The organism is Providencia alcalifaciens DSM 30120 (assembly GCF_000173415.1).
Lineage (GTDB): Bacteria > Pseudomonadota > Gammaproteobacteria > Enterobacterales > Enterobacteriaceae > Providencia > Providencia alcalifaciens.
Genome location: NZ_ABXW01000003.1, coordinates 1 through 15,691 on the forward strand (window position 1 = coordinate 1; position 15,691 = coordinate 15,691).

A 15,691-nucleotide genomic window follows, 5' to 3' on the forward strand; every position below is an offset into this window, starting at 1 on the left:
TTTAGTAAAAAGGGCATCGACTGATGCCCTTTTTATACTCAAGTTTTTAAAATGCCAACGCTGTAAACCTAAGAACCTATCTCATCAATCGTTTTAATAATTATTGGTGAGATAGGCTCTGAAACAACGATTTACTAACTGTATTGAGAGCCCGATACAGTTATATGAGATTTATTAAGGTTTTGCTCAGAAGTTATGGTATATTTTACCGCTGCCACAAAAAGAAATTTATTTTCAGAATAGGGTGGTCAATAAATTTACTGGGTATGCTGGCATATTCTATTGGTGTGCTCTGATTGCCGTACTGTATAAGTAAGGCAAGCGGGCTTTATACATATTTCATGGTAACAGGTTGAATTATGAGTGCGAATAGCGAAGCTCAAGGAAGTGGACGCAGTGCAGACATCTTCAAATGGGTAGTTGTCTGTGCCTTATTATTAGTTGCTATCGTGGGTAACTATTACTTCCGTCAATATAATCTCGCACTGCGTGCTTTTGCAGTTGTAGCTGTAGTCGCTATTGCTGGTGCTGTTGCTTTGTGGACCACAAAAGGTAAAGCAACTCTGGCGTTTGCGCGCGAAGCTCGCATCGAGGTGAAAAAAGTCATTTGGCCTACTCGCCAGGAAGCATTGCAAACAACGTTGATTGTTGCTGCTGTAACGGCTGTAATGTCATTAATCCTGTGGGGATTAGATGGTATCCTAGTGCGTTTAGTTTCATTTATTACAAGCCTGAGGTTATTCTAAATGTCAGATTTACCTAAAAAACGCTGGTATGTCATTCAGGCATTCTCTGGTTTTGAAGGTCGCGTAGCACAGTCTCTGCGTGAACATATCAAATTACATAATATGGAAGAGTTGTTCGGCGATGTTATGGTTCCAACTGAAGAAGTTGTTGAGATCCGTAGCGGTCAACGTCGTAAGAGCGAACGTAAATTCTTCCCAGGCTACGTATTAGTTCAAATGGTCATGAACGATGACTCTTGGCACTTAGTACGCAGTGTTCCGCGTGTAATGGGCTTTATCGGTGGAACGTCAGATCGTCCAGCGCCAATTAGTGATAAAGAAGTTGACGCGATCATGAATCGCTTACAACAAGTTGGTGATAAGCCACGTCCTAAAACACTATTTGAACCAGGTGAGATGGTTCGTGTTAGCGAAGGTCCATTCGCTGACTTCAACGGTGTTGTTGAAGAAATCGACTATGAAAAGAGCCGCTTAAAAGTCTCTGTTTCAATTTTTGGTCGTGCAACACCTGTTGAGTTAGATTTCGGACAGGTAGAAAAAGCCTAATTAATCCGAGTCTCAGACTTGCAAAAGGCGCGAAATTTTCATACAATTTCGCGCCTTTTGTTTTTTATGCTTGGCAAAATACTATACAAATAGGGTTTTGCGGGGCGTTAATGTAACGGGGAGCCTTATCGACTAAGGCGTTATTACCCAATTTGAGGAAATATCATGGCTAAGAAAGTACAAGCCTACGTTAAGCTGCAAGTAGCAGCTGGTATGGCAAACCCAAGTCCACCGGTTGGTCCAGCACTGGGTCAGCAAGGTGTGAACATCATGGAATTCTGTAAAGCGTTCAACGCAAAAACAGACAGCCTGGAAAAAGGTTTACCAATTCCTGTTGTTATTACTGTTTATGCAGACCGTTCATTCACTTTCGTAACTAAAACTCCACCGGCAGCAGTTCTGCTGAAAAAAGCGGCTGGCGTTAAGTCTGGTTCTGGTAAGCCGAACAAAGACAAAGTTGGTAAAGTGACTTCTGCACAGGTTCGCGAAATCGCAGAAACTAAAGCTGCGGATATGACTGGTGCTGACGTTGACGCGATGATGCGTTCAATCGCTGGTACTGCTCGTTCCATGGGCCTGGTAGTGGAGGACTAATAGAATGGCTAAACTGACTAAGCGCATGCGCAATATCCGTGAGAAAGTTGATGTAACTAAACAGTATGACATCAATGAAGCCGTTGCTCTGCTGAAAGAATTAGCGACTGCTAAATTCGTTGAAAGCGTTGACGTAGCTATCAATCTTGGTATCGATGCTCGTAAATCTGACCAGAACGTTCGCGGTGCAACTGTACTGCCACACGGTACTGGCCGTTCAGTTCGCGTTGCTGTGTTCGCACAAGGCGCAAACGCTGAAGCTGCTAAAGCTGCTGGCGCTGAACTGGTTGGTATGGAAGATCTGGCTGATAAAATCAAAGCTGGCGAAATGAACTTTGACGTTGTTATTGCTTCTCCAGATGCAATGCGCGTTGTTGGCCAATTAGGTCAAGTTCTGGGTCCACGCGGTCTGATGCCAAACCCGAAAGTTGGTACTGTAACTCCTAACGTTGCTGAAGCTGTTAATAACGCTAAAGCGGGTCAGGTTCGTTACCGTAACGACAAAAACGGAATCATCCACACCACTATCGGTAAAGCTGATTTCGACGCTGACAAATTGAAAGAAAACTTAGAAGCACTGCTGATCGCGCTGAAAAAAGCAAAACCAGCTTCTGCTAAAGGCGTTTTCATCAAGAAAATCAGCCTGTCCACTACAATGGGCGCAGGTGTTGCTATCGACCAATCTGGTCTGTCAGCAGCAGTTTAATTCCGTTAGCATTTGCTAATCGGTAATTAGGCTTTACCTTTGCGTTAGATTTGTATAAAATTTGACGCCTCGAGTTTGTTGGGGATAGAAATATGCCCAACAAACCACAAATTTCGGTATGGAGTCTGGCCTTTCCAGACCCCGTCCAAGACCGCAGGTGTAGTTTATTAGTTACTAGTAGCTACTTAATTTACCTGCGTAGACGGTGACAGAGATACCTAGAATTTATTCTGGATTTCTATTCTGCTCACCGTGTTTTAGCGCTCTTACATAATGTTGTGTTTGAGTGATGTGAGTCCCGGGTTTTCCCGGTTAATCCAGGAGCAAGAAGCTAATGGCACTAAATCTTCAAGACAAACAAGCGATTGTTGCTGAAGTCAGCGAAGTAGCCAAAGGCGCGCTTTCTGCAGTTGTTGCTGATTCACGCGGCGTAACTGTAGCAAAAATGACTGAACTGCGTAAAGCAGGTCGCGAAGCTGGCGTTTACATTCGTGTTGTTCGCAACACTTTGATTCGTCGTGCTGTTGAAGGTACAGCGTATGATGTACTGAAAGACGCGTTTGTTGGTCCAACCTTAATTGCTTTCTCTAACGAACATCCGGGCGCTGGCGCTCGTCTGTTCAAAGAGTTCGCGAAAGCGAATCCAGCATTTGAGATTAAAGCTGCGGCCTTTGAAGGTGAGTTAATCCAAGCGAAAGATATCGATCGTCTGGCAACTCTCCCAACTTACGATGAAGCAATCGCACGCCTGATGGCAACCATGAAAGAAGCCGCTGCCGGCAAATTGGTTCGTACTCTGGCTGCTCTGCGCGATCAGAAAGAAGCTGCATAAGCCCTTTCCTTCGTTGCTTTTTAACGTATAAACTATTTCTGAATTTTAGGAACACTTGTTATGTCTATCACTAAAGACCAAATCCTTGATGCAGTTGCAGAAATGTCTGTAATGGACGTTGTTGAACTGATTACTATGATGGAAGAAAAATTCGGCGTTTCTGCTGCTGCAGCTGTTGCTGTTGCTGCGGGCCCAGCTGAAGCTGCTGAAGAAAAAACTGAGTTCGACGTTGTTCTGGCATCTGTTGGTGCGAACAAAGTTGCAGTTATCAAAGCAGTACGTGGTGCAACCGGTCTTGGCCTGAAAGAAGCTAAAGACATGGTAGAATCAGCTCCAGCAGTTATCAAAGAAGCTGCAAGCAAAGACGAAGCTGAAACTCTGAAAAAATCTCTTGAAGAAGCAGGCGCTTCTGTTGAACTTAAATAAGTTCAAATTCAAGAACGCAGCTTAAGTAATTAGGCTGATGGCTGGTGATTTTATAATCACCAGCCTTTTTGCGCTGTAAGGCGTGATGGGTGTTAACAGCTTTTCACGCAGTTTTAATGTTAACAAACAACCCCCCAATACTTCTTTCTATTGACGACTTAATATACTGTGTTCTGCGCTACGACCCGCTCGGGTAGCTCGGTAGCCTCAGGAATGCAATGAAATGATTTAAGAGTAATAGCAATGAGTATTACGGAAAGTATTCATTTTCCATTTCTTCAAAAAACGCGTTCCTGTTCTGTCCTTTACCTAAGGACGAACGACTTGGGTCACTGATCAACGAGCTGAGGAAACCTATGGTTTACTCCTATACCGAGAAAAAACGTATTCGTAAGGATTTTGGTAAACGTCCACAAGTTTTGGATATACCTTATCTCCTTTCTATCCAACTTGACTCGTTCCAGAAGTTTATCGAGCAAGATCCTGATGGCCAGAATGGTTTGGAAGCAGCTTTCCGTTCTGTATTCCCAATTCAGAGCTACAGCGGCAATGCGGAACTGCAATATGTCAGCTATCGTTTAGGCGAGCCTGTTTTTGATGTTAAAGAATGTCAAATTCGCGGTGTGACGTATTCTGCACCACTGCGTGTAAAACTGCGCCTGATCGTTTATGAGCGAGAAGCACCAGAAGGCACCGTTAAAGACATCAAAGAACAAGAAGTCTACATGGGTGAAATTCCACTCATGACTGAAAACGGAACTTTTGTTATCAACGGTACTGAGCGTGTTATCGTTTCTCAGTTACACCGTAGTCCAGGTGTATTCTTTGACAGCGATAAAGGTAAAACTCACTCTTCAGGTAAAGTGCTGTATAACGCACGTATTATCCCTTACCGTGGTTCATGGCTTGATTTCGAATTTGATCCGAAAGATAACCTGTTTGTACGTATTGACCGTCGCCGTAAATTACCTGCGACCATTATTCTGCGTGCAATGGATTACAACACCGAAGAAATCTTAAATCTGTTCTTCGAAAAAACTGTATTCCAAATCCGTGATAATAAACTGATGATGACGCTGGTTCCTGAGCGTTTACGTGGTGAAACTGCTTCTTTCGATATCGAAGCAAACGGCAAAGTCTATGTTGAAAAAGGCCGTCGTATCACTGCACGTCATATTCGTCAGTTAGAAAAAGAAGAAATTAACAGCATCGAAGTTCCTGTTGAATACATCGCAGGTAAAGTTGTTGCAAGAGACTATATCGATGAGAGCACTGGTGAGCTGATTTGTGCAGCGAACATGGAACTGTCATTAGATATGTTGGCACGTCTGAGCCAATCTGGTCACAAAACAATTGAAACATTGTTTACTAACGACTTAGACCACGGTGCTTATATCTCTGAAACCGTTCGTGTCGACCCAACTAACGATCGCTTAAGTGCACTGGTAGAAATCTACCGCATGATGCGTCCTGGTGAGCCACCAACTCGCGAAGCGGCAGAAAACCTGTTCGATAACTTGTTCTTCTCTGAAGACCGTTATGACTTGTCTGCTGTCGGCCGCATGAAGTTTAACCGTTCACTGAACCGCGATGAAATCGAAGGTTCTGGTATCCTGAGTGAAGAAGACATCATTGATGTTATGCGTAAACTCATCGATATCCGTAACGGTAAAGGCGAAGTCGATGATATCGACCACTTAGGTAACCGTCGTATTCGTTCCGTTGGTGAAATGGCTGAGAACCAATTCCGTGTAGGTCTGGTTCGTGTTGAGCGTGCAGTGAAAGAGCGTCTTTCTCTGGGCGACCTCGATGCATTAATGCCACAGGATATGATCAACGCTAAGCCAATTTCAGCCGCAGTTAAAGAGTTCTTTGGTTCCAGCCAGCTGTCTCAATTTATGGACCAGAACAACCCACTGTCTGAAATTACGCACAAACGCCGTATCTCTGCATTAGGCCCTGGTGGTCTGACTCGTGAACGTGCGGGCTTCGAAGTACGTGACGTACACCCAACTCACTATGGTCGTGTTTGTCCAATCGAAACGCCTGAAGGTCCGAACATCGGTCTGATCAACTCATTATCTGTTTATGCACAGACCAATGAGTATGGTTTCTTAGAAACCCCTTACCGTTTAGTTCGTGATGGCATCGTAACGGATGAAATCCATTACTTGTCTGCAATCGAAGAAGGTAACTTCATCATTGCTCAGGCAAACACCGTATTAAGTGATGATGGTCGTTTCATCGAAGAATTGATCACTTGTCGTAACAAAGGTGAATCAAGCTTATTCAGCCGTGAACAAGTTGAATATATGGACGTTTCGACTCAACAGGTTGTTTCTGTTGGTGCGTCTCTGATCCCATTCCTTGAACACGATGATGCTAACCGTGCATTGATGGGTGCAAACATGCAACGTCAAGCGGTTCCTACTTTACGTGCTGACAAACCATTAGTTGGTACAGGTATGGAACGTGCAGTAGCGGTTGACTCCGGTGTTACTGCTGTTGCTAGACGTGGTGGTTCAGTTCAATACGTTGATGCTTCTCGTATCGTTATCAAAGTTAACGAAGATGAGATGTATCCGGGCGAAGCTGGAATCGATATCTATAACCTGACTAAATACACTCGTTCTAACCAGAACACCTGTATCAACCAGATGCCTTGCGTATCTTTAGGTGAGCCAGTTGAACGTGGTGATGTGTTAGCTGATGGTCCTTCAACAGACCTTGGTGAATTAGCACTTGGTCAAAACATGCGCGTGGCATTCATGCCATGGAATGGTTATAACTTCGAAGACTCCATCTTAGTTTCTGAGCGTGTTGTTCAAGAAGACCGTTTCACAACTATTCACATTCAGGAACTCTCTTGTGTGTCTCGTGACACCAAATTAGGACCTGAAGAGATCACTGCGGATATTCCAAACGTTGGTGAAGCAGCACTGTCTAAACTTGATGAATCCGGTATCGTTTATATCGGTGCAGAAGTGAAAGGCGGCGATATTCTGGTTGGTAAAGTAACCCCTAAAGGTGAAACACAATTAACACCAGAAGAAAAACTGCTGCGTGCTATCTTCGGTGAGAAAGCGTCAGACGTTAAAGACTCTTCTTTACGTATTCCTAACGGTGTATCTGGTACAGTTATCGATGTACAAGTATTTACCCGTGATGGTGTAGAGAAAGACAAACGTGCTCTGGAAATCGAAGAAACTCAGTTACGTGATGCGAAGAAAGACTTAACAGAAGAACTGCGTATTTTTGAATCTGCATTGTTCTCTCGTATCCGTTCTGTACTGATCAGCGGTGGTATTGAAGCTGAAAAACTGGATAAACTGCCTCGTGACCGTTGGTTAGAATTAGCGTTAGCTGATGAAGAGAAACAGAACCAGTTAGAGCAATTAGCTGAACAGTATGATGAACTGAAATCTGAGTTCGAGAAGAAACTGGAAGCGAAACGTCGCAAGATCACCCAAGGTGATGACCTTGCTCCAGGCGTACTGAAAATTGTTAAGGTTTATCTGGCTGTTAAACGTCAGATCCAACCGGGTGATAAAATGGCGGGTCGCCATGGTAACAAAGGTGTTATCTCAAAAATCAACCCAGTTGAAGACATGCCTTACGATGAAAACGGTAACCCAGTTGACATCGTTCTGAACCCACTGGGCGTACCATCACGTATGAACATCGGTCAGATTCTGGAAACTCACTTAGGTATGGCTGCTAAAGGTATTGGTGAAAAAATCAATGCTATGCTTAAACAGCAGCAAGAAGTTGCCAAACTGCGTGAATTCATCCAGAAAGCTTACGATTTAGGTGATGATCCGCGTCAGAAAGTTGACTTAAATACTTTCTCTGATGAAGAAGTTATGCGTTTGGCTGAGAACCTGAGAAAAGGTATGCCAATTGCAACGCCAGTGTTTGATGGTGCGAAAGAGAAAGAAATTAAAGAACTGCTGAAACTGGGTGGTCTGCCAACTTCAGGTCAGATTACACTGTTCGACGGTCGTACTGGCGAGAAATTTGAGCGTCAGGTAACCGTGGGTTACATGTACATGCTGAAACTGAACCACTTGGTTGACGATAAGATGCACGCCCGTTCAACTGGTTCTTACAGCTTGGTTACTCAGCAGCCGCTGGGTGGTAAAGCGCAGTTCGGTGGTCAGCGTTTCGGGGAGATGGAAGTGTGGGCACTGGAAGCATACGGTGCAGCCTATACTCTTCAAGAAATGCTTACAGTTAAATCGGATGACGTTAACGGTCGTACGAAGATGTATAAAAACATCGTCGACGGCAGCCATCAGATGGAACCTGGTATGCCGGAATCTTTCAACGTATTGCTGAAAGAAATCCGCTCACTGGGTATCAACATCGAGCTGGAAGACGAGTAATTCGTTTTGTGCCGGAAGGTTCGCCTTCCGGCCCATGTAAGCACTGGGATTTGGGGAGAGTGGCCTCGAGCACTCACCTGACAGGTCTAACTCCGACAGGAGCCATTTAGTGAAAGACTTAATTAAGTTTCTGAAAGCGCAAACCAAGACCGAAGAGTTTGATGCGATCAAGATTGCTCTGGCATCACCTGATATGATCCGTTCATGGTCATTCGGTGAAGTTAAAAAGCCAGAAACCATTAACTACCGTACGTTCAAACCAGAACGTGATGGTCTTTTCTGTGCGCGTATTTTCGGGCCAGTAAAAGACTACGAATGTTTGTGCGGTAAGTACAAGCGTTTAAAACACCGTGGTGTGATTTGTGAGAAGTGTGGCGTTGAAGTTACACAAACTAAAGTTCGTCGTGAGCGTATGGGTCATATTGAACTCGCATCTCCGACTGCACATATTTGGTTCTTAAAATCACTACCATCCCGTATCGGTTTGCTGCTCGATATGCCACTGCGCGATATCGAACGCGTTCTGTACTTTGAATCTTATGTTGTTGTTGAAGGCGGGATGACCAGCCTTGAGCGCGCACAGATTCTGACAGAAGAGCAATACTTAGATGCGTTGGAAGAGTTCGGTGACGAATTTGACGCAAAAATGGGTGCGGAAGCAATCCAAGGTCTGCTGAAAAACCTCGATCTTGAGAACGAGTGCGAAACGCTGCGTGAAGAGTTAAATGAAACTAACTCAGAAACCAAGCGTAAAAAGCTGACCAAGCGTATCAAACTGTTAGAAGCGTTCATTCAATCTGGTAACAAACCAGAGTGGATGATCTTAAACGTTCTGCCAGTTCTGCCACCTGATCTGCGTCCATTAGTTCCACTGGATGGTGGTCGTTTCGCAACATCAGATCTGAACGATCTGTATCGTCGCGTAATCAACCGTAACAACCGTCTGAAACGTCTTCTGGATCTGGCTGCGCCAGACATCATCGTACGTAACGAAAAACGTATGTTGCAAGAAGCGGTTGATGCACTGTTAGATAACGGTCGTCGTGGTCGCGCAATCACAGGTTCTAACAAACGTCCTCTGAAATCTTTGGCAGATATGATCAAAGGTAAACAAGGTCGTTTCCGTCAGAACTTACTTGGTAAGCGTGTTGACTACTCAGGTCGTTCTGTAATCACCGTAGGTCCATACCTGCGTCTGCATCAGTGCGGTCTGCCTAAGAAAATGGCACTTGAGTTATTCAAACCATTTATCTACGGCAAATTAGAATTACGTGGTCTGGCAACAACCATTAAAGCTGCGAAGAAAATGGTTGAGCGCGAAGAAGCGGTTGTTTGGGATATCTTGGATGAAGTTATCCGTGAACACCCAGTTATGCTGAACCGTGCACCAACACTTCACCGTCTGGGTATCCAAGCTTTCGAACCAATTTTGATCGAAGGTAAAGCTATCCAATTGCACCCACTCGTTTGTGCGGCATATAACGCCGACTTCGATGGTGACCAAATGGCGGTACACGTTCCTCTGACTCTGGAAGCTCAGTTAGAAGCGCGTGCGTTGATGATGTCAACCAACAACATCCTGTCACCTGCAAGTGGTGAGCCTATCATCGTTCCTTCTCAGGACGTTGTATTGGGTATCTACTACATGACTCGTGACTGTGTAAACGCGAAAGGCGAGGGCATGGTATTAGCCGGTCCTAAAGAAGCTGAGCGTGTTTACCGTTCAGGTCATGCTTCACTGCATGCCCGTGTTAAAGTCCGTATCACTGAAGAAGTGAAGGACAGCGAAGGTAACATTACGATTAACACTGGTTTAGTTGATACCACGGTTGGTCGTGCAATTTTATGGATGATCGTACCGAAAGGTCTGCCTTACTCTCTGGTTAACCAAGCGTTAGGTAAGAAAGCAATCTCCAAAATGCTGAACACTTGTTACCGTGTACTGGGTCTGAAGCCAACCGTTATTTTTGCTGACCAAATCATGTATACCGGTTTTGCCTATGCGGCACGTTCTGGTGCATCGGTTGGTATCGACGATATGGTTATTCCAGAGAAAAAAGCTGGAATCATCGCCGAAGCAGAAGCGGAAGTTGCAGAAATTCAGGAACAGTTCCAGTCTGGTCTGGTTACAGCAGGCGAACGTTATAACAAAGTTATCGATATCTGGGCAGCGGCAAACGAACGTGTTGCTAAAGCGATGATGGAAAACTTGTCTACTGAAGCAGTCATCAACCGTGACGGTGAAGAAGAACAACAAGTTTCTTTCAACAGTATCTTTATGATGGCCGACTCCGGTGCTCGTGGTTCTGCTGCGCAGATTCGTCAGCTAGCAGGTATGCGTGGTCTGATGGCGAAGCCAGATGGCTCCATCATCGAAACACCAATCACGGCGAACTTCCGTGAAGGTCTGAACGTTCTCCAGTACTTTATTTCTACCCACGGTGCTCGTAAGGGTCTTGCGGATACCGCATTGAAAACAGCGAACTCCGGTTACCTGACTCGTCGTTTAGTTGACGTTGCTCAAGACTTGGTAGTGACTGAAGATGACTGTGGTACTCACGAAGGTATCCTGATGACTCCGGTTATCGAGGGTGGCGACGTTAAAGAACCACTGCGTGAACGTGTACTTGGACGTGTAACAGCTGAAGATATCCTGATCCCAGGTACAGCTGATATTCTGGTTCCACGTAATACACTATTACACGAAAAACTGTGTGACCTGTTAGAAGCTAACTCTGTTGACAGCGTGAAAGTACGTTCCGTTGTAAGTTGTGAAACTGACTTCGGTGTGTGTGCTCACTGTTATGGTCGTGACCTGGCTCGTGGTCATATCATCAACAAAGGTGAAGCTATCGGTGTTATCGCGGCACAATCAATCGGTGAGCCGGGTACACAGCTGACGATGCGTACGTTCCACATCGGTGGTGCGGCATCTCGTGCGGCAGCAGAATCTAGCATCCAAGTTCGTAACACAGGTACTCTGAAACTGGTTAACGCGAAATTCGTAACCAACTCAGAAGGCAAACTGGTTATTACTTCACGTAATACAGAATTGCGTCTGATTGACGAATTCGGTCGTACTAAAGAGAGCTATAAAGTTCCTTACGGTGCACACTTAACCAAAGGTGATGGCGCGTCAGTGATCGGCGGTGAAACCGTTGCGAACTGGGATCCACACACCATGCCAGTTGTCAGTGAAGTATCTGGTATCATCAGCTTCTCTGACATGCTTGATGGCCAGACTATGACTCGTCAAACTGATGAGTTAACCGGTCTGTCTTCAATCGTGGTTCTGGATACTGCTGAGCGTACAAGTGCTGGTAAAGACTTACGTCCTGCGCTGCGTGTTATCGATGCGAACGGCAATGATGTTCTGATCCCTAACACTGACATGCCAGCTCAGTACTTCTTACCGGGTAAAGCAATTGTTCAGTTAGATGATGGCATTGCGATCAATGCCGGTGATACTTTAGCGCGTATTCCACAAGAATCCGTCGGGACTAAAGATATCACGGGTGGTCTGCCACGCGTTGCTGACTTGTTCGAAGCTCGTCGTCCGAAAGAGCCTGCGATTCTGGCTGAAATCAGCGGTATTATCTCGTTTGGTAAAGAAACTAAAGGTAAACGCCGTCTGGTTATCACTCCATTAGATGGTAGTGAGCCATACGAAGAGATGATTCCTAAATGGCGTCAGCTCAACGTATTCGAAGGTGAAATCGTTGAACGTGGTGACGTTGTTTCTGATGGTCCAGAGTCTCCACATGACATCCTGCGTCTGCGTGGTGTTCATGCTGTGACTCGTTACATCACTAACGAAGTTCAAGAAGTTTACCGCTTACAAGGCGTTAAGATTAACGATAAACACATCGAAGTTATCGTTCGTCAGATGCTGCGTAAAGTCACCATCGCGGATGCAGGAAGCTCTGAATTCCTCGAAGGTGAGCAGGTTGAGTACTCTCGTGTTAAAGTTTCTAACCGTAAACTGGAATCTGAAGGTAAAATTCCAGCTAACTTTGATCGTGATCTGTTGGGTATTACTAAGGCATCTCTGGCAACAGAATCCTTTATCTCAGCGGCATCATTCCAAGAAACTACACGCGTACTGACAGAAGCTGCGGTAGCAGGTAAACGTGATGAACTGCGCGGTCTGAAAGAAAACGTTATTGTTGGACGTCTGATCCCTGCGGGTACTGGTTTTGCGTATCACCAAGATCGTATTCGTCGTCGTCATCTGAGCGAAGCTGTGGAAGCTCCACAAGTTAGCGCAGACGAGGCAACAGCGAACTTAGCTGAACTGTTAAATGCAGGCTTCACTAGCGACAATCAGAAATAATTTTTGATTGATAGAATCGCTTAATAGAACCGGTGTCGAAAGATACCGGTTTTTTTTGCCAATGAGTTATTCATCATTCAGGTAACTTAGAGGCACCGAAACCCGTCTATTTTCTTTGTGTGTAACCCAACTTTCAATATCAACCAACCAGAATTGCTCAATGTCTACTTGATAAAATCGAGAATGCCCATTTTTTTGAAGTTGTTCTAAGGGAATCATGTCTGTTAAGTGCTGAGTATCGTCAAACGGTGTGAGTTGATAAAAATGCGAGTAAGCACTGATACACTCTTCATCAGATAGCTCACGGGCATGTCCGATAAATTGTGCGCCATCCAATCCTATCTCGGGATATTCAATTAAATCATAACGAAATAGAGAACCGCTCACTTGAGAGTTTTGTCGAATGTTTTGGGAATGCTGACTTTGATGACATGAAAACCAAATAAAGCGTAATGGATTAAGGAGTATTCTAGGCTCTAGAATAGAAGCCCACGGCGAATGATCGTTGCATTGTGTGGCAAAAGTGACAAAACGGGCGGTATGTAAGAGCGCTAAACTACGTTGTTTTAAACTCATGGGGTCTCCATTGTATGTGTGTAAGAAGAAAATCCATTATTGGGACTTTCGCGATAAGTTATTGTGTATTGAATTGAGTTAAGGGGTCTTTTTGTGCGCTGTGATAATGATGCAGTGGGGACATTGAAGATAGTTCAATAGCGCGGGATCGTTGTTTGAAAAGCTCGGTGAATAGGGGAGTGTTGTGACGTTACTAAAGCCTGCTTGCCCAAATCTATTCTTTAGGGTTTCCAAAGAATAATAATAGGTGGGGAGAGTGATATCAGTAGATGCTTCGCAGATATTTAGAGCCACCTGGCTGCCATCATGTAGGGTGTCCTGAGCAATTAAGCGAAAACCGTAAGGTCGATAGTACTCTGGGTCGGTCGAAAAGTTCGGGGATAGCGTTATCGCAATGATTTTCCCTTGAGGGGTTAAAGCTTGATACATGCTTTGGAGTAACGTAAGTAGATGTACTTTATTGACTGCGTAGGGCAGTAGATAGATAGCGATGACCACATCAAATGAATAATGGAGGATTGAGCTCATTTCATTAATATATTGAATATTTTTAGGTGTTCTGGCTTCATGTTCTTGAGCACTTTTTATCATTCCTATCGAGGTATCATAGCCAACAACATGCTTGTATCCTTGACTTACTAACCAGCGAGATATTGCCCCTCCACCGCAGCCATAATCTAGGATCCTGACTAAAGCATCTTCCCCTAACCACTTTTTTAAATTCGGTAATTCGAGCATTTTTCGATATGGCCATAGCAAACTTTTATTATAGAAATCAGCTAAATTATTAAAGTTTTTCATTGTATATAGAGTTGGGATTTTTTGTTAACAAGTTAACTTCATCATTATTTGAATGATTGATGAATAAAATAATATCTTTAATTAAGTATTTTTATAATGAATAAACACATCAATTAAATTTTAGAAGTAATATAGGTGAACATTAACTTAGTGAATATCATCTCATTTGTTAGTCACTAACAATTATTGAACCATATAGCGTAACTTTCTATTATGAATGATAAATTCAACAATTTTATGATGTTATTCTTCATTTTTTCTTTTTTTAGTAAAAGAATTTACTAATTTTATTTGTTAATAAATTGATTTTTAAATGGATTGATTAATTTCTATTAGTATTTTGACATTAATTATTATGTAAATTAAAAAGCGATTAAATTAATAATGACGACCTTGAGTAAATTACTTAGGGGGTAGTTAGATACATCATAAAAGTATTATATAAATATATTATTAAAATATGAAGATCCAATATATTAAATGCTATGAATTTAACAGGAATATAAAGATGGGTAAGAGTACAGAAAATAATAGTATTGAAAATGATAATGAAATGACTGCTTCTAATAGCTCAATCAGTGGCATGGCTTCGTTTGGTGCGCCAAGTATTATGGTAAATCAAACTTCTCAGCTTGTTACAGGGACTGGGGATATTGCTTTAGACCTAGTAGTCGTCATTGACACGAGTGGATCAATGTCTGATGAGTCAGCTGATTTAAGCCAACAAATTGATGCTGCTATTGAAAAAGCAGCAGCCAATTGCCCATCACACTTAAGAGCCACATTTTTGGGGATTCAAGGTGTTTGGGCTGGTACGAAGTTTGATCAATCGGTGAGTGATTACCTTATCTTAAAAGGTGTCAACGAAAGTAGCTTACAAGCTCGCTTACCGTTTAAAGAAGCCGATGGTATTGACCATGCAGGGAATAAAGAAGATCTCTGCCGTGCAGTTATCGATGTGAGTAAATACTTTGATTGGCGTGATGGTGCGCGCCGAGCCATTTTTGTCCTAGGTGATGAAGGAATGGAAGGTGGTGGAGGGCGACTCACTAGCGCGGCCATTGCCAAAAATAATGAGGCGATTGAAATTGCCCAACATGCTCATGTCAAAGTGTATACCTATCAAGGAACGCCGGATGATGCGCCAACGAACCTCGACCGTTTTCCAACGCTTGCGGACAGAGACCGCGTGACCAAAGAGTATGCACGCTTAGCGGATAAAACCGGTGGCCGCTCTTATATATACACCACGGGTATTGCTAACTTCGGTCTCGTACTGCAAGAAATTCTCTGCGACAGTTTGATTCCGCCAACGATTCCAAATCCAGATAGCTCAGGGCGTTCAGAGTGTGCGAATGTGTGTGACCAGTTGCCTACGATTTTAGGAACGGTAAACACGCTCGCTGAGATTATGAACAAGGCAATAGATGCTTGTTGTGGTAACGATGATCATCATAGCCATCATCACCATTCAGATTGCCAGTGTAAACGTTAAACACAAAAGGCCTGCGAATTGCAGGCCTAAATAATAGTGGCTATTTCAGCTTAAATTTAAGGTGACCTACAATCCCAGATCTACGCATCAATGATGGTAACAATACATTATTATTAACGGATAATATGCAGAATGAATGGCGACAAGTTATTCTATCCCCAAAATTTAGCGTAAAGTTGAGAGTATCTGAGTATATAAATGGTATGACTCTGTGCGAGGGCTGGTTTTGATGATTTCTTATCTTATAAAAA

11 protein-coding genes are annotated in these 15,691 nt (G+C 43.7%); 9 read left to right on the forward strand and 2 right to left on the reverse strand.

Annotated features, from left to right (window positions below):
- Positions 1-359 precede the first annotated feature (359 nt).
- The 8 genes from secE to rpoC all read left to right on the forward strand — a co-directional run bounded on the left by secE (position 360) and on the right by rpoC (position 12,568).
- Complete coding sequence (gene secE, locus PROVALCAL_RS00250) at positions 360-746, forward strand: preprotein translocase subunit SecE (protein ID WP_006657042.1); 387 nt, start codon at positions 360-362, stop codon at positions 744-746.
- The gene (gene nusG / locus PROVALCAL_RS00255) at positions 747-1,292 is read left to right on the forward strand and encodes a transcription termination/antitermination protein NusG (protein ID WP_006657043.1); all 546 of its coding nucleotides are present in this window, start codon (positions 747-749) and stop codon (positions 1,290-1,292) included.
- Positions 1,293-1,457: 165 nt separating this feature from the next.
- The gene (rplK, locus tag PROVALCAL_RS00260; RefSeq protein ID WP_006657044.1) at positions 1,458-1,886 is read left to right on the forward strand and encodes a 50S ribosomal protein L11; all 429 of its coding nucleotides are present in this window, start codon (positions 1,458-1,460) and stop codon (positions 1,884-1,886) included.
- A gap of 4 nt (positions 1,887-1,890) precedes the next feature.
- On the forward strand, positions 1,891-2,592 hold the full coding sequence (gene rplA / locus PROVALCAL_RS00265; protein ID WP_006657045.1) for a 50S ribosomal protein L1: 702 nt from the start codon (positions 1,891-1,893) through the stop codon (positions 2,590-2,592).
- 334 nt (positions 2,593-2,926) lie between these two features.
- Positions 2,927-3,424, forward strand: coding sequence for a 50S ribosomal protein L10 (gene rplJ / locus PROVALCAL_RS00270; protein ID WP_006657046.1), 498 nt, complete (start codon positions 2,927-2,929; stop codon positions 3,422-3,424).
- A 60-nt stretch (positions 3,425-3,484) separates the two neighbouring features.
- Complete coding sequence (gene rplL, locus PROVALCAL_RS00275) at positions 3,485-3,850, forward strand: 50S ribosomal protein L7/L12 (RefSeq protein WP_006657047.1); 366 nt, start codon at positions 3,485-3,487, stop codon at positions 3,848-3,850.
- A 356-nt stretch (positions 3,851-4,206) separates the two neighbouring features.
- Positions 4,207-8,235 (forward strand): DNA-directed RNA polymerase subunit beta, encoded by a 4,029-nt coding sequence (rpoB, locus tag PROVALCAL_RS00280; protein ID WP_006657048.1) that lies wholly within the window; start codon positions 4,207-4,209, stop codon positions 8,233-8,235.
- A gap of 109 nt (positions 8,236-8,344) precedes the next feature.
- Positions 8,345-12,568 carry a DNA-directed RNA polymerase subunit beta' gene (rpoC, locus tag PROVALCAL_RS00285; RefSeq protein WP_006657049.1) on the forward strand — a complete coding sequence of 1,408 codons (4,224 nt, stop codon included), beginning with the start codon at positions 8,345-8,347 and terminating at the stop codon, positions 12,566-12,568.
- Positions 12,569-12,634: 66 nt separating this feature from the next.
- On the opposite strand, the gene PROVALCAL_RS00290 is transcribed toward rpoC, so the two are convergent.
- Positions 12,635-13,144 carry a pyridoxamine 5'-phosphate oxidase family protein gene (locus PROVALCAL_RS00290; RefSeq protein ID WP_006657050.1) on the reverse strand — a complete coding sequence of 170 codons (510 nt, stop codon included), beginning with the start codon at positions 13,142-13,144 and terminating at the stop codon, positions 12,635-12,637.
- Positions 13,145-13,222: 78 nt separating this feature from the next.
- On the reverse strand, positions 13,223-13,882 hold the full coding sequence (locus PROVALCAL_RS00295) for a class I SAM-dependent methyltransferase (protein WP_226890335.1): 660 nt from the start codon (positions 13,880-13,882) through the stop codon (positions 13,223-13,225).
- A 571-nt stretch (positions 13,883-14,453) separates the two neighbouring features.
- Between PROVALCAL_RS00295 and PROVALCAL_RS00300 the strand changes: the two genes are divergently transcribed.
- The gene (locus PROVALCAL_RS00300; protein ID WP_006663016.1) at positions 14,454-15,440 is read left to right on the forward strand and encodes a hypothetical protein; all 987 of its coding nucleotides are present in this window, start codon (positions 14,454-14,456) and stop codon (positions 15,438-15,440) included.
- The last annotated feature ends 251 nt before the right edge of the window (positions 15,441-15,691 follow it).